At 41.0% G+C, this 16341-nt stretch carries 14 protein-coding genes; 4 read left to right on the forward strand and 10 right to left on the reverse strand.

Annotated features, from left to right (window positions below):
• Positions 1 to 416: 416 nt before the first annotated feature.
• Positions 417 to 971 (reverse strand): D-glycero-beta-D-manno-heptose 1,7-bisphosphate 7-phosphatase, encoded by a 555-nt coding sequence (gmhB, locus tag ACHUGF_RS17865; RefSeq protein ID WP_394133276.1) that lies wholly within the window; start codon positions 969 to 971, stop codon positions 417 to 419.
• 200 nt (positions 972 to 1171) lie between these two features.
• Between gmhB and ACHUGF_RS17870 the strand changes: the two genes are divergently transcribed.
• Complete coding sequence (locus tag ACHUGF_RS17870; RefSeq protein ID WP_394133278.1) at positions 1172 to 1843, forward strand: GntR family transcriptional regulator; 672 nt, start codon at positions 1172 to 1174, stop codon at positions 1841 to 1843.
• Positions 1844 to 1904: 61 nt separating this feature from the next.
• Entirely contained in the window at positions 1905 to 2981 is a 1077-nt protein-coding gene (locus ACHUGF_RS17875; protein WP_394133280.1) for a ketoacyl-ACP synthase III, read from the forward strand.
• A gap of 67 nt (positions 2982 to 3048) precedes the next feature.
• On the opposite strand, the gene ACHUGF_RS17880 is transcribed toward ACHUGF_RS17875, so the two are convergent.
• The 4 genes from ACHUGF_RS17880 to ACHUGF_RS17895 all read right to left on the reverse strand — a co-directional run bounded on the left by ACHUGF_RS17880 (position 3049) and on the right by ACHUGF_RS17895 (position 7869).
• Positions 3049 to 3738 carry an exonuclease domain-containing protein gene (locus tag ACHUGF_RS17880; protein WP_394133281.1) on the reverse strand — a complete coding sequence of 230 codons (690 nt, stop codon included), beginning with the start codon at positions 3736 to 3738 and terminating at the stop codon, positions 3049 to 3051.
• Positions 3739 to 3740: 2 nt separating this feature from the next.
• Complete coding sequence (locus ACHUGF_RS17885; protein ID WP_394133283.1) at positions 3741 to 5588, reverse strand: DUF294 nucleotidyltransferase-like domain-containing protein; 1848 nt, start codon at positions 5586 to 5588, stop codon at positions 3741 to 3743.
• Positions 5589 to 5871: 283 nt separating this feature from the next.
• Positions 5872 to 7590 (reverse strand): sodium:solute symporter family protein, encoded by a 1719-nt coding sequence (locus tag ACHUGF_RS17890; RefSeq protein ID WP_394133285.1) that lies wholly within the window; start codon positions 7588 to 7590, stop codon positions 5872 to 5874.
• Positions 7591 to 7602: 12 nt separating this feature from the next.
• Positions 7603 to 7869 (reverse strand): DUF4212 domain-containing protein, encoded by a 267-nt coding sequence (locus ACHUGF_RS17895; protein WP_394133287.1) that lies wholly within the window; start codon positions 7867 to 7869, stop codon positions 7603 to 7605.
• A gap of 376 nt (positions 7870 to 8245) precedes the next feature.
• Here ACHUGF_RS17895 and ACHUGF_RS17900 point away from each other — a divergent pair, with 376 nt between their 5' ends.
• Positions 8246 to 10408 (forward strand): sensor domain-containing diguanylate cyclase, encoded by a 2163-nt coding sequence (locus ACHUGF_RS17900; RefSeq protein ID WP_394133288.1) that lies wholly within the window; start codon positions 8246 to 8248, stop codon positions 10406 to 10408.
• Between the two features lie 39 nt (positions 10409 to 10447).
• Here the strand turns inward: ACHUGF_RS17900 and ACHUGF_RS17905 are convergent, their stop codons facing one another.
• The 3 genes from ACHUGF_RS17905 to ACHUGF_RS17915 form a co-directional block, all read right to left on the reverse strand.
• Positions 10448 to 11899, reverse strand: coding sequence for an alpha/beta hydrolase (locus ACHUGF_RS17905; protein ID WP_394133289.1), 1452 nt, complete (start codon positions 11897 to 11899; stop codon positions 10448 to 10450).
• A gap of 108 nt (positions 11900 to 12007) precedes the next feature.
• Positions 12008 to 12838, reverse strand: a complete 831-nt coding sequence (nadE, locus tag ACHUGF_RS17910) for an ammonia-dependent NAD(+) synthetase (protein WP_394133291.1) — start codon at positions 12836 to 12838, stop codon at positions 12008 to 12010.
• 108 nt (positions 12839 to 12946) lie between these two features.
• Positions 12947 to 14251: an inosine/guanosine kinase gene (locus tag ACHUGF_RS17915; protein WP_394133293.1), complete on the reverse strand. Its 1305-nt coding sequence runs from the start codon at positions 14249 to 14251 to the stop codon at positions 12947 to 12949.
• Between the two features lie 254 nt (positions 14252 to 14505).
• Between ACHUGF_RS17915 and ppiC the strand changes: the two genes are divergently transcribed.
• Positions 14506 to 14784, forward strand: a complete 279-nt coding sequence (gene ppiC / locus ACHUGF_RS17920) for a peptidylprolyl isomerase PpiC (RefSeq protein WP_394133294.1) — start codon at positions 14506 to 14508, stop codon at positions 14782 to 14784.
• 157 nt (positions 14785 to 14941) lie between these two features.
• Here ppiC and ACHUGF_RS17925 read toward each other — a convergent pair whose 3' ends face one another.
• Together ACHUGF_RS17925 and ACHUGF_RS17930 are read right to left on the reverse strand one after the other, a co-directional pair.
• Positions 14942 to 15310: a hypothetical protein gene (locus ACHUGF_RS17925; protein WP_394133295.1), complete on the reverse strand. Its 369-nt coding sequence runs from the start codon at positions 15308 to 15310 to the stop codon at positions 14942 to 14944.
• Positions 15311 to 15427: 117 nt separating this feature from the next.
• Entirely contained in the window at positions 15428 to 15709 is a 282-nt protein-coding gene (locus tag ACHUGF_RS17930; RefSeq protein ID WP_394133296.1) for a hypothetical protein, read from the reverse strand.
• Between the last annotated feature and the right edge of the window lie 632 nt (positions 15710 to 16341).

Below are 16341 nucleotides of genomic sequence, written 5' to 3' on the forward strand. Positions count from 1 at the left end.
TTTCAAACTTTCTTTTCGCCGTTGATTTGGATGCTCATTTGCGATTCAAATCAAGCTGTCACGTTTGCTGCATACCGTAATTGTTTGCCGCTGTGCCGTGTCTACCAAGCTTGTTCCAGACAAGCTCTGGTATTTCCTACGTCCTGTAGGTCAGTGGATGCGCATTATAGGGAGCTGATGATTTTGTGCAAGCACTAAATTAGCCTTTTATCAGCAAACCTCACTGAACGATGATTATTCATCCAATATGAGTATTTATCGGACGGATGTAGCCGTTTTATCACTCAACAGACTATTCCTAATAACGCTTAGACAAAACAATAAAGAATACAAGGCGGAAATAAGACATTAAAAAGGCCAATGAGGCGTCATTGGCCATATATTTGATACTGAACTTTAATTAATCAGTTGTGAGGCTAGCTAAGACTCGATAAGTAGGCCGGCACATCTGCAATACTATCGACAACGGTCGTTGCTTCTTCGATCGCCGCATCTGTCACTGATTTACCTGTCCTCACGAGAATATTCGTTGGTACACCAGCAGCTTGACCAGCACGCATGTCATCGGCTTTATCACCGACCATGACTGACTGGCTCATATCTATTTTAAGGAATTGTGCAGCAGTATTGAGCATACCCGGCTTTGGTTTACGGCATTCACAATCTATTTTATATTCACCCACACCTTTCTCTTCATGATGCGGACAATAATAAATACCATCTAACTCCACGCCTTTATCTGCAAAATTCCAATCCATCCACTCTGTTAATGAGTGAAAGTCATCTTCTGTATACATACCTCTAGCGATACCAGACTGGTTTGTCACAACGACAATTTTATAACCCATTTTTTTGAATGCTAAGCAGGCTTCAAACACACCTTCTATATATTCAAAGTCATCAACTTTATGAACATAACCATGATCATGATTAATCACACCATCGCGATCAAGAAAGACTGCTTTTGCCACACTTATACTCCAAATATTGAATTTTTTATTATTATCACATCGCTTGCTAATTAGAGCCAGAAAAAACATCCCAAATCACAAAAGCTAACAATAGGTGTCAATTGTTAGCAAGTTGAATAAAATTCTCTATTTATACTTTATAATGCCGTCACTAAAGGTTACTCTTGCTCGAATGTTTTACTTGCGAGTATAGAAAGTACATGAGTAGCATGACCCCAATAATGCATAAAACGCGCACTCAGTTAGTCGTTGAAGCGTTAAGGGAAAGGATCCTGTCAGGGGAGATAAAAGGCGGTGAGCCTATAAGACAGTCAGCGATAGCAAACTCGCTCAACGTTAGTAGAATTCCGGTACGTGAAGCGTTAGTTCAATTAGAAGCTGAAGGGTTAGTCCATTTTGAACCCCATAAAGGCGCTAGTGCGACTTTACTGTCAGTAGAACAGGTAACTGAGCTATTTGAGCTTAGAGTGATGATCGAATCCGATCTGTTAGCAAGAGCAATACCGAATTTACAGCCGCACGATTTTGAACAAGCTGAACAAGTACTGGATAAACTTGAATCTGCTTTTAAACATCAAAATTCTGTTTCAAGTTGGAGCGAATTAAACACTGAGTTCCATACTTGTCTATATAAAGCAGCAAACCGCCCTCATACATTGGAAGTTGTACACGGTTTGAATACTAACTGTGATCGCTATATAAGATTACAATTACTGTTAACAGGCGGCATACCCACAGCAGAGAGAGAACACAGACAATTAATAGAGCTGTGTAAGAACAAACAGATAGATGAAGCGACCCAACTGCTCAAACAGCATATATTGAATGCGGCAACAGCCATAAAAGCATTGGTCGTAAAACAGTTGTCATAGCTATACCTAGATAAAAGTCATCTTCCTGCTTATTTCATTTTATTTTTTTGTGAGAGATTTTATGCAGTACGCACACATAACTGGTTGGGGAAAGGCTGTACCACCAGCATCATTGACTAATGATGATTTAGCCACATTTATGGAAACGTCTGATGAGTGGGTAAGAACACGAACAGGCATAAGAAAACGTCATATCAGCCACGTTGATACTTCAGTATTAGCCACCGTTGCAGCTAAAAAGGCCATTGCTGCTGCAGGCATTGAAGGTAGTGATTTAGATCTGATTATTCTTGCGACAGCTAGCCCAGATACACTAATACCTAACATTGCCGCGACAGTACAAGCTGAAGTCGGTGCAACTTGTGGTGCTTTTGATATCAATGCAGCTTGCAGTGGGTTCTTATATGGACTTGGCCTTGCCAACTCGATGATCCAAAGTGGCCAATGTCGCCGGGTTTTAGTTGTCGGGGCGGAACGTTTATCATTTTACCTAGACTGGTCTAAGCGTGAAACCGCGGTATTATTTGGTGACGGTGCAGGTGCTGTTGTCGTTGAAGCTAGTGAGCAAGAAGGCGGCATTTTGGGCTATGAGCTGAATAATGACCCTGCTGGCCGTGATATTCTCAAGTCTGGTTTCGGCACACAAATGAACCGCTTTGAAGCAGATGCGTTAGACTTTTATATCCATCTTAACGGTCAAGAAGTCTTTAAGCGTGCAATCCATGGTATGGGCGCGTTAAGCACTAAAGTTTTGGAAAAGTGCCAAGTCAATAAAGAAGATGTTGATTTGGTGATCCCTCACCAAGCCAACGAACGCATTATTGATACGTTAATCAGCCGGATGAAAATCCCCAAAGAAAAAGCATTCGTCAACATTGCCGAATACGGTAATACATCGGCAGCGACCATTCCAATTGCCATTTGTGATGCACTAGAGCAAGGTAAAATTCAACCAGGACAAACGATATTATCGTGTGCTTTTGGTGCAGGCCTGACCTCAGCAGCTGTATTATTAAAATGGGGTGAACGTACCACACCAATCAATGTCAGTGATGCGGAAGTGCCTGCATGTGATACCGATGCATTAACCCTTATCAAGCCTGCTGTAGATTACTTTATGGCAAAAACTGATAAATAACGTGCAATAGCTGAAACTCAATATGCCCACAATGATGTGGGCATATTTGTTTATGGCTCGAACAAAACTACTGTCGCTCCACCAACTCGATCATTTTGGTGTTTGTTAACGCTCCCATGGCAGATAACTGAGCCAGTAATAACTCTGCGCAAGCTAACGCATCAATCAGTGCACTATGGGCACTATATACCGGCAAGTGATAACGCTGCCTTGCAGTGCCTAAACGCAAGCAACCTTCCTTGAGCACTTCATGTTGTCGTAGCCAACGTGTTTTTTCTAGTTGCATGGTATCAATGTAACAAAAACTGGGTGATTCACCGTATACCAGTTTCAGCTTTGCTTTTAAAAACTGTAAATCCAGTGGAGCATGATGCGCAATTATGACCTTGCCAAGTGTTTGTTGTAAAAACCAATCGAGTGCTTGTTGTAAACTCATCGCAGCGTCTAAATGGTTATCTACAATACCGTGAATGGCAGCACTTTGGCCAACACTGCCTGTGATGCGGACCATTTTGTGTGCAGCTTTATTTAATGGAATTTGACCATTTTCAATAGGGATTAGCCCAATACTGATTATTTGATCTGTTTCTGGATCAAGGCCCGTCATTTCAAGATCTATTGCTACCAATTGTGCTTTTTCAAAGGTATTTCTACATTGCTGTGACACCTGATGGTGATATTCCTTGATGTGTGATTTCTTTAAAAAAAAACTCTGTTGCCATAAACGTAGATTCAACCAAGCTTGCTTCATGGCCATTGTTAAAAACTCCGCATGAACTTAAGTTTTAATCCTGATTGTGCATCATGCACAACTTTAAAAGCATCACGAAGTTGGTGACGTAAAAGTGATGACATATGTTGCGGCTTCAGATAATTACTCACAAGTAAGTTATTCGTGGCTTGGTAACCTTGATTAGATAAGCGCATATGTGCAATAAACTCATGGGCATCAGCAAGATTTAAAGCATCCTTTCGGTGAATAATATTTTGCTCCATCAATATTCGTATTCGTTTAGCAGTATTCACCTCTTTGATACCCGCACTCAAGGCATATACTCTTGCAATATCATTAATCAACGCACTGCCTTTATGCTTCAAATCCATCCCCTTCACTTCACTGCCATCGCGCTCTAATACGAATTTTCTGAAAAAGCCTAATGGTGGAGATTCGGTTAATGCATTGCCCGTCATGCCAGCGAGGAAAATATCATTGTCTTTGGTTGATGCTAATACCTGAGTTTGCAATTCATCAAACAAAGTTTGAGGGCCGTAAACTGCACGCATATCAAAAAAAATGCTGGCATGCATTAACGCTTTAGGCTCTGGTGTATTGACCCATTTCTGGAAGCATTGCTGCCATTTGGATAATGACATCATCCATTGAGGGTTTTGCGCCATAATATTGCCTGGACAATAAATATAACCGCACTCATTTAAACCATAACAAACCGCTTTGGCTAACTTATCAAAATAAGCTTTAGCATATTCATCAGGTTCATGAGCCAACAATAAACCGTTATCTTGATCTGAGCAGGCCACTTGATCTTGTCGTCCTTGAGAACCAAATGCTAGCCAGCAAAAAGCCATCGGCGCCTTACCAAGAAGGGTCTGATTAAGCTCAATTAAGCGTTTAGTTAATGCATCAGTGACCGAGGTTAATACTCGCCCTATCTCTTCAGCCCTTGCATCTGCGCTGATCAGGTTTTGTAACAGTAATGGAATTTGTTTGCTTACATGAATCAAACTTTCAACACTATGTTGGCGGTTAATCTCACCAATCAGCAATAATGGCTGTGAGCTTTGTGAGCGAACAATATCAGTGCTGGTGATCATCCCTACAGCTTGGTCACCATCCACTACAGGTAAATGATGAATATTATGTTCGCTCATGGCCAACATGGCTTCAAAAATCAAGGTAGTTGATGACACAGTGATAGGTTCTCTGGTCATTGCTTGATGAATTGCCAAGTCGCTAGCATGGCCAAGGGCAACGACGCGATTGCGTAAATCTTTATCGGTTAAGATACCAATGAGTTTGTTATTGTCCGTCACCAATACTGATGACACCCTATGGCTTTGCATCAACTTCGCAGCATCTTGAACTGAAAGTTTATAATCAATCGTGACGGGATTAGCCGACATCAAGGTATTAATTCGACTGGTTGTGGTTAAGTCTTTTGCAGAAAATCGCGCTTGGTGACGCATACGTTTGGCATATGCTCGGTTAAAAAAACGGTCAAATGCTCGATAGCTAGCACGTAAGTCATCAAATAAATCAGCAGGAAGATGATAGACCAAGCTGTCTTCGAGAATAGCCACACGGTTACTGACTTCCTCACCTGATAATAAAGAAGGAAAACCAAAAAAGTCGCCCTCGCCTAATCTGTCGATTAATTCACCTTGAGCATCTCTCACTTCAAAGGCACCAGTGCGTACTATATACAGCTGCAAATTATCAGCTAGGAGCGGCACGTATTGGCTGGCTTTACTGTAATAGCCAACAGACAATGATTGACTCACTTTGCGTAAGTCTTGTTCTGTTAACTCATCAAACGGTACCAAAGATTGCAAAAACTGCACAATTGGCTGAATCTCACTCTCATCCATGTTGTCACCTCAAGCGATTAGCTAACTGTGACTATATGCTTAACTAAGTGATGATGGCTATTCGACTAAAGCCAAATTTTGTTAATAAGTGGCTTTCATATATCAAGTTATTCAATAGCTGCAGCTTTAAAACGGAAGCCGCTGCCAATGTTTACCTAAATTAACTGAACATAGTCCACCTACTGAAAAAGGTGGTTTAGGGCTGAAAATCAAAAAGAGCACCGAAGTGCTCTTTTTATTAATGATGATGGCTTATCGTCATTATTTAGTCTCAATACTCAAGTTAGTGGTCTTGCGCTTCACCCGAACCTTTAGGGAAACGAATTGACTCAACCATTGCGACTACATTTTCAGGTACGGCTGCAGTCACTTTAGATACAGCAAACGCAACACCAAAGTTAATGAACATACCTAACATACCAATACCTTCAGGTGAGATACCTAAGAACCAGTTATCAGCGTTGTTTGCACCCACATTCATAAACTTAAAGTAAATGATGTATGAAGCTGTAAAGGTAAGACCTACAACCATACCCGATATCGCACCTTCTTTATTAATTGTGCGAGAGAAGATCCCCATAATAATCGCTGGGAATAATGATGCGGCAGCTAAACCAAATGCTATCGCAACAACCGCGGCAACGAAGCCTGGTGGGTTAATACCAAAGTAACCGGCCATTACAATACCCGCTGCTGCAGCCAGTCGTGCGTACAACAACTCCTGCTTATCTGAGATATCCGGCATGAAACTCTTCTTCAATAAATCGTGTGATACTGAAGTTGAAATAACCAACAATAGACCCGCCGATGTCGATAATGCCGCTGCTAAGCCACCTGCTGCCACCAATGCAATTACCCAAGCTGGTAAGTTAGCAATTTCAGGTGTCGCAAGAACCATAATATCGCGGTCAATCTTCATTTCATTGGTTTCGCCTTTGGCATAGTAAATATTGCCATCGTTGTTTTTATCATCCCAAGTAATCAAACCGGTTTTTTCCCAGTTTTTAATCCACTGTGGAGCGGTTTCATACGCAACACCTGTCGATTCAGGACCATTAATGGTTTCAATCATGTTCACTCGAGAGAACGCCGCTAAAGCAGGAACCGTTGTGTACATAATTGCGATAAACACTAATGCCCAACCCGCTGATACACGTGCATCTTTTACTCTAGGTACAGTAAAGAAACGTACAATAACGTGTGGAAGACCCGCAGTACCAAACATTAACGCACCAGTAATGAAGAATACGTCAATCATCCCTTTCGAGCCTTCGGTATATTGCGAGAACCCGAGCTCAGTGGATAAGCCATCGAGTTTATCTAACAGATATACCCCCGTACCATTACCTGCGGCATCAATCAGCTCTGCACCAAAACCAATTTGTGGCAAGATGTGACCTGTCATCATCACAGAGATAAAGATAGCTGGCACCATGAATGCGAAAATAAGCACACAATACTGGGCAACCTGTGTATAGGTAATCCCTTTCATACCACCTAATACAGCGTAGAAGAATACTACCGCCATACCAATATAAACGCCCGTTTCAACTTCAACCTCGAGGAAACGTGAGAATACAACACCGACACCACGCATTTGACCCGCAATGTATGTGAAACAAATAAAGATGGCACAGAATACAGCTACTGTTCGTGCTGCTTGTGAATAGTAACGGTCACCAATGAAATCAGGTACGGTAAACTTACCAAACTTACGAAGGTAAGGCGCCATACATAATGCAAGCAGTACATAACCACCTGTCCAGCCCATTAGATATACAGAACCATCATAACCAACAAACGATACAATACCTGCCAATGAAATAAATGACGCTGCCGACATCCAGTCAGCGGCTGTCGCCATACCATTCATCACAGGAGGAACGCCACCGCCAGCAACATAGAATTCTTTAGTTGAACCAGCGCGAGACCAGATCGCAATACCTATGTACAGGGCAAATGTTGCGCCGACAATTAAATAGGTGAGTGTTTGAACATCCATAATCAATTCCCCTTAGTCTTCCTGAACGTTATATTTTTTGTCTAGAGCATTCGCTTTAGCCACGTAGACAAATATCAACGCCACAAAAACATACATTGCACCTTGCTGCGCAAACCAGAATCCTAACTTGAATCCCATAAAGGTAATTTCATTAAGAACATCTACTAGTAAAATGCCACACCCAAATGATACTGCGGCCCAAATTGCTAAAAGACTAAGAACCAATCTTAGATTCTCTTTCCAATAGCCATCTGCTTTCTCGTTATTTTCAAAAGCCATAATAGCGACTCCCCTGTGCTAATTATTTTAAAGTCTTAGTTAATCTAGCAACTCAAGGGGGCACGACAATCACGACCTTAGTCTAATAGTCATATTTTCTAATGAAGAAATAGAAATTAAAACCTGAATAAGACCTTACAAATCAGCAAGTTAAAGACGTGATTACATTGAGCTTTTAAATTTAACTAGTCATAAGACACTAGACCAAGGTCGTACGAGAAGCCTATCTATCGCACCAGTAGGTGAATTCGAAGTGAATACAAGTGAAGCCAAAATTTATTATGAAGACTTTTGATTCAATCACTTGAGATAGACACACCTAAGGGTTACAATTTATTAACAAGACTAATATGTTAGCTGAATATAAGGATATTTTTTGAGTCGGTTTTCTATCAATCCACAGCATCTACTTCTCGCTACCCTTCTTGGCGTTATGGGTTTTGCTGTTAATTGTTACCCGATACCCTTTTTCGCAAACCTACAATTAGTAATTGGTAATACCTTCTACGTCATATCATCCATTTTGCTCGGTCCTTGGTACGCTCTTTATACCGCGATGATCAGTGTCTCAGGGTTAATGTTGAGTTGGGATAGTTCTCATGTTTATTTAATTTTTGGACTTGAAGCCTTATTCCTTGGCTTTTGCCGTCGCAGGGATATTTTTGCTCTCTATGCCTCTGCTTTTTATTGGTTAGTCATCGGTTTACCGATTTTTTATTTCTACTCTTTAATCGTATTCGAAACCCCTGTAGACCATGTGCCATTCTCCACTATCAAGCAGGCTATTAACGGTTTGATATATGCCAGTTTAGGTTCGTTGATTACTCTCTTGGTACCCTGGTTGTGGGGATATAAACGCAAGGTTAAAGATCGAAAGCGCCGAGCGTTTAGCGCTCAATTGACTTACTTTTTAACCTTGATGGTGACATTATCTTTGTTACTTTCTGCGGTAATCTTTAATTATTTCTACTTGCAGCGCCAGCAAGCATTAATGAACGAGAAACTTAATAACAACGCCATTCATATCAGCCGAGCGACCGACGCCTATATTGAAGAACATAAAAAGGTCATTACCAATGCCGCACTGCAAATTTCAGCTTCAAGCTTGAGTTTGCAGGAGTGGCACTACAACTTGCCTACGCTGCACAATAATTACCCTGGTTTTATAACCATGTTGCTGGCCGATCACAATGCTGACTTGATTTCAGCTTCCCCTGCTGACAGGTTTATTCTTGCAAAAGAGCAAAGCAGGCCAACCAATATCAAAGACCGAGATTACTTTATTGAAGCTTTTTATAATAAAAAGAATTATGTTTCATCTGTATTTTTAGGTCGCGGGTTAGGTAACGATGCCATTATTGCAATCAGCTCACCTATTTTGGATACGCAAAATAAACCAATCGGTATTATTGAAGGCTCACTAGATCTTACCCACTTCAAACGCATTGAAGATCAGAGCGACGGTGCACATAGGCAAAACCTGATACTTTTGGATGAACGCAATCAAATTGTGTATGCATCGAAAGAGCTTAACTTGAAGACCATGACCTCGTTCAGCTCTAAAGAGGGAAATCCTTTTTATAAAACGGATCTCAGTTTAATCAATATTCATGATATTCAGAGTGATAATCCTGAGTATTTCTATGCCCAAAAGACCATGAAAAATGGCTGGAAATTATACGTCATCGAAGAGTTTTCACCTTTATTGAAGCTTGCAGAAAAACAGATGTTTCAAAGCTTCTTGATACTATTAGTGTCAGTGATTTTTTCATTTATCATTTCTCGAAAAATCAGTAACCAGTTAACTGAGTCTTTAGAGTTAGTTGCGAATGAATTTACTGATATGAATACCAGCGCAGTGAAAGGCAAAATTATTGATGAAGGCTCACCAAGAGAAGTATTTCAGCTCTATCGCCGACTCATCCACAGTAAAAAGCAGTTAATTTCCCATCAACGACAACTTGAAGATATTGTTGGTAAGCGCACTTCTGAATTAGAAAAAGCCAACGATAAACTCAAGCATTTAGTCGACCGAGACCCACTTACAGGACTATATAATCGTCGTTATGCAGAAGGTAGATTTGAAGAAATACTCGATTTTTGCTTACGCAGTGAACAAGCCATCACGTTCGCAATCTTAGATTTGGACTACTTTAAAACGATTAATGATTCATATGGACACCTTGCTGGAGATGAAGCATTACGTCAGGTGGCCAATCTACTCACAGAGCACTTTAAACGAGATACCGACATCGTTGCTCGTTATGGCGGCGAAGAGTTTATCCTTATTTTACCCATTTCAAATGCGTTAAAAATTGAGCATCATTTAAATAGCTTCAGAACCTTATTAGCTGAACACGTGATTGAATCACCAGAAGATAAAAAGTCATTTAAGATAACCACCAGTATTGGCGCTATCACAGCCAATGCCAACTTCTCTAACAACCTAGATAAGTGGATAAAGGTTGCTGATGACAACCTTTATCTAGCGAAACAACAAGGCCGAAATAAACTGGTGATTAATATCATTGAAGAGTAGATGACTGAAACACCTCACTCCCCCTATATAGAAGCAAACTTATTTTGCAGTGATAAAGTTATGAATGCGAGATTCCATATAGGGATAAAATGGATTCCATTTCTGCCTTAACATATCTGAGGCTTCAACGTTAAAAATACCTCTCTCCCCTTGAAATATCGCCTGTCCAATATGAACCCCTTGATAATCAGGATCCTCGTGGGGTCCATAGAGAGGGTCGTATTCAGGAAATGGCAACGCGACATGAGATAGTGAATACACATCACTAGGCCATTCGAGTGCCAAAGGTGAAATGATTGTTTCAGCACCTTGGTCGATAACTGTCCGACTTTGCACTTGGTTACTGCTTTGCGACATATTTTCAATTAATGACACATGAAATCGCTTATCAGTATCCATTCCCAGACTGGCCAATTGGGCAAGCGGTTCTGTCTTCATTAAACTGTTCTTTAATCTGCTTCGATTAACATCAAACAAAACCAACTCATGTTGCAAGCTTGGCAAGTAATAGAAAAGCCGACTTAACACTGCTGGTGTTGAAACAGTATCATCCACTACTGACTGAAAGGTGAGAATGGATGGGATTTGTCCAAGTTGCTCATCATTGAACTGCGCCATTAAGTATTCGTTTCGATTAGTTAAGGAGTACACAACATCCCCTGCATTGACAGCAAAAGATAGGTACTTGAATGGGTCATATTCAACTTTGATACTGTTCCATGCCAGTTTCTCTAACCCAAGCACTTCACCCAATTTGGCCTGCCAATACGCGCCAGCTGCAATAGTGGGCAAACCAATCGCCGGAGAGATAAATACCATTTTGTCATAAGCAGGCGCATGGCCTTGATGGATTTGCTCCAACTCATGATTGAGCGCTAAAGCGGCACCAGTTGAGAACCCAATAACGTATAAGGGTCTGCCCTGTAATCGCTGCTGCATATGCTCAGTGGCAAGCTTTACAGCCTTAGCCATGTCTTTCCAACGTAAGCGGGTTAATGCAGATGGGATCGTGCCATGTCCCGGTAACCTAAGTCCTAATACAGCAGCATTGTCATCAAATGACTGTGCAAGGTGGCGCATAGCATAAGGGGAATCAGACATGCCATGTAATAACAGTACGCCATATTCAGCATCTTTTTTCGGCCATTCAAAACTGCGGTTCCAATTATTTTGCCATTGGTTAGGATCCGACAAACTGCCTGTTTCATATCGATTAATGGGTGAAGAAACACTCGGTTGGTATCGTTGATAGATTTCTGACTGAAGTTCATCAAATAGTTTGTCTTCTAACGCGAGGTAATCGTTAAAACTACGTATTTGCTTTTGACCTTGATATTGGTGCTGTAAATCTAGTTTGTGCCAAACAGACAGTTCAGGACGAGCATTTAGCAACCAAACAATGGCAACTAAGGCGGTGATCACCACGCCAGAGGTAGCATAAAACAATGCAAAAAACAGGTGTTTGGTAGAGCCTATCAACTTAGCTCGCATAACATTCCTTATTATTGACCGCTGAGAAGATGAGTTTAGGCTACTCGCCTTCAATAAATAAGCTCAGCGATGCTGAGCTTATTAACTTACTCTCTTAATAAACCAATATTAGTCATAAATCGTTGGGATGGGCTGACGTTTATGTTGAGTACGCTTATAAATCGCGATCAGTTTAGCCTCAACTACCTCACTGACTTCCTTGCCTTCCAAGAAGTCATCGATTTGATCGTAGCTTAATCCTAATGCGACTTCATCTTCAAGCTGAGGTTGGTCATCTTCTAAATCAGCGGTTGGTGCTTTAGTCACGAGAACGTCTGGTGCGCCTAGGTGATTCGCAAGTTGCCTTACTTGGCGCTTATTTAAGCCAAAAATAGGCGCTAAATCACAAGCACCATCACCGTGCTTGGTATAAAAGCCAGTTATATTCTCAGCACTATGGTCGGTGCCAACAACCAAACCACCTAACATGCCAGCAATTTCATACTGGGCAATCATACGCATTCGCGCTTTCACATTGCCCTTCACAAAGTCAACCTGACTTGCTTGTGGCAACGCGATTCCCGCATCTGCTAGCCCTACTAATGTGGCATCATGTGCACCTTCAACGCCATTAGCAATATTTACTGTGACTTGATGACTAGGCTGAATGAACTGACAAGCTAGCTGAGCTTCATCTTCATCTTTTTGAACCTGATACGGCAAACGAACAGCGACAAATTGGTATTGGATCGATTGCTGACTTTGATTGAGTTCATTCACAGCCATCTGACAAAGACGACCTGTAACAGAAGAATCAACGCCACCACTAATGCCAAGTACTAATGTACTGCAATTAGCCTCTTTCAATTTAGCTTTAATAAAAGCCACTCTACGTTCAACCTCAAACTCAGGTTCGATGGCTTTTAGCACTTTCATTTCACGTAAAATTTGTCCTTTCACATTCCACTCCTTTAGCGGATCCGTATTTAAGGTGTCACCTTTTTCTATTCTATAAAATTCAGCCATAAAAAAAACGATAATGATGAAACATTATCGTTTTTTATATACTTAGCGCTCCCAGTACGACTCTTCCAAACTGTCTTCCCTTTCAGGCAACGCTCTTGATAAACGTGGACTGTGCTGCGCCAGCACTTCATACGCCACTCGGTTCGCGTATTTACAAATTTGCGAAAATGATGAATAACATAAGCCGACATGCTTGTGTTTACTAGAACCTGGTACATTAGTCTTATGGAACTCGTTGGCCGATAAGTCATGTAATAATGCCGATAACGCACCATCACCAGCACCATTAGTATTACGAATGAGCTCTGGACCACCCATATAAGGTGAAATATGCGCGTAAACCTTCACTGGCTGGTCACAATCTTGCTTAAGCATAGGGCGAGAGAATTCGTATTGATTAAACTCCGGAATGGCACCAGGTAATAATTGGTGGCTAGTTTTACGCTTGGCAGTGTCGTCCACATAACCTGCCGTATATAAACCAATAGGTCCTGCAGTCGTTAACACCATATCGCACCACTCAAGTGCGGCTTCACTGGCAAGTAATGGATCGCTTAAACCGGTCAGAGCTTCACCTTCATCTTCATTCATAGCAAGAATGGTGACATGCTGCTTAATAAACTCTTGCCACCACGTTGGGTCTTCTTGAATTAAAAAACGTGTCCCGAGAGTCAACACCACCGGAACATTGGCAGCTTTGGCATATTCAATGGCTTTCATCGCGGCACTTGTCATGCCGTCACCCTCGCTGGCGCGCATTAAATAGGCCGTTAACACTAATGCAGCACTGTTTTGCACAACGTCTTGATCGATATATTCAGGGGTTAACTTGTCCATTGCACCTTTACTGATCGCAAAAGTACGTTCACCACAAGATGATATTAAAGTAAAGCAGCGGCCAATGGGTCCGTCCACAGGTTGCAGGAAGTTTAAGTCAACTTTTGAGGAGGTATTACATAGATAACGATAGGCATAACTACCGACCATAATGTTTTGACTCATGACACCAAATAACACCGAACGGTCATCAGCAAGGATGGAGTAGTTGTGAACCGTGTTACCAATTGTGCCACCAGCAAACTCATCACTGATCAAGTCATTATCTTTTAACTCGTTATACAATTCATGCGCTTGCTGATCATTAATGAGTGTCGAGTCACCTTTAGGCAACTGGTAGCGCTCTAGCAATTCATCAGCCACTTTAGCTTCAATATCAACCAAGGTTTGGTCAATACCACAGATATAGCTGGTTTTTGGGTTTGGCTGATGGGTAAGTTGTGCTAACAAAGGGTCTCGATGCTTAACCGGAAAGTAATGCTTCGATTTACGCTGACCAGGAAACTTCATAGTGTACTCTCATTGATTCGCATCCATGCAATGTAATGTAAAACTGCCCATTAGGCAAAATGGCGACAAATTTTAGCATATTATTTCTGCCAGTGAACACTGTTTACGCTGGCTGAGTGTTAACTACTTCAAATGCTTGAGTGATTGATTTATATCGATTAAATATTCATCAAAATCTAGCATTTTTACTGCTTATCGGTAAAGCAGAATTCTCGTATAATAACAAAGTAACTTATCTACCTATGAGACACACCATGGCTAAAACCGCCTCAGCACTTCACATCCTTGTAAAACATAAAACCCAAGCAGAAGACATTATTAAGCAGCTCAATAGAGGCGCAAAATTTGATGTGCTTGCAAAAAAACATTCATCTTGCCCCTCAGGCAAGAAAGGCGGCAGCTTAGGTGAGTTTAAAAAAGGTCAAATGGTACCCGCATTCGATAAAGTCTGCTTTACAGGCGAGTTAATTACGCCGCATTTAGTCAAAACGAAATTTGGCTGGCATGTGGTGAAGGTGCTTTATCGAACCTAATGGCTTATCAAACCACTAGACAAATTTGAAATAAACGGCGCAGGCAAACAGCATTAATGCCGTAATAAACGGCACAAAATTGCAGGCTAAAATTAACAACAGAGAAGCACAAGACTGCTGTTAGCAGTCCCGTGACTTAATGCGCTTGTTAGGTGATTTAATCAGAACAAACTGCATGCTCTGTGATGCCTTGGTTAATCAAGTTATAACAGCTAGGATCACCATAGCCAACTTGACAAAAACCGCTGGCTTTGATTCCAGTATCTAGTACTTCCCTTGAGGTGCAATCCCCTTCGCAATCAGTGCTATCAGTACAGGTTTTTCCCCCATCCGAATATAGGCTTATACAAGAAGGAGTAGCAAACATACCTACAGCGGCGATAACTTTGCCTTCCATGATACAAGCATAAGTATCTATTTCACCTAAAGCCTGCATTCTCATTTCTTCTACTTTTTCATCCATTGTTTTGATGGAAGAGCAACCCGATAGAAAAAATAACAATGCAATAAAGCTCCATATTTTCATGGGTAGATCACCTAACGCCCGTATAAGGGGCTGATAATGTTTGGCTAAAATGTGTAGCGAAGCGAAACCGAGCCAAACTTTAGCAGTCCCGTGCTTAAACAGCTTGTTATATTGCACTTACCATGATGCTTGCTCCATGATATTGCGGTATGAAGCTAGCGCCTTATAAGTTGCTAATTTAATAGAATTATTTTTACGGAATATTTGATACAAAGCAAATGGTAATAACCAAAGAATAAGCACTGCTATTTGAATGAAGATAATTGAGTAAGCTAACCCATGCGATTGAAGAAAAATTAGAATTGCCACGCTAATATTTAAAGCTACTAATATCCAGATAGCCTTATGTGCGTCTGACTTTATTTGCTGATTGATAGTCTCAATATTAGAATTTCCCACTGAATTCCTTGTGCAATATAACGCCCGCATAAGGGGCTGATAACAGCTTGCTAAAATGTGTAGCGAAGCGGAACCGAGCCAAGCGTTAGCAGTCCCACTACTTTATTGGCTTGTTATGTACCTCATGCACCTAACACAGCCATATAAAATATATACAAAGCTTATAGTTACATACAATAGTGCAAAATAAAATGGCACATATTTGGGCATTACAGCTAGTAAGAATGCCGATAAAAATACAAGCGAAATAAGAGAAGTTTTAGCTATAGTTTTAAATGAGATATCAGTGGAAAATTTTACGATAAGGTAACTTGAGGGAATTGCCGCTAGCAATATATGTAAAGCAAATTCAACTGACCATAAAGCGCGTATGCTGAGTATTTTTAATGATTCGGATAAATGGGGGTTTTCTAGTATTGATTGAGTCCAAGACATTGGAAACTCAAAACCAAACTGAAATATTAATGTGGTTAGGCCAAACCAAATTGCAGCGTAACTGAAACCCAAAAGAAGATTATGCTTGGTCAAATCGATACCTCAATCCTTGAAAGGTACATAACGAATGATATGGACTCCCCTTACCAATTGGCCGCTATGTGCCATATTGAAAGTGCAAACATTCAATAAAGGAG

This window comes from Shewanella maritima, assembly GCF_043643735.1.
GTDB classification, from domain to species: Bacteria; Pseudomonadota; Gammaproteobacteria; order Enterobacterales; family Shewanellaceae; genus Shewanella; species Shewanella maritima_A.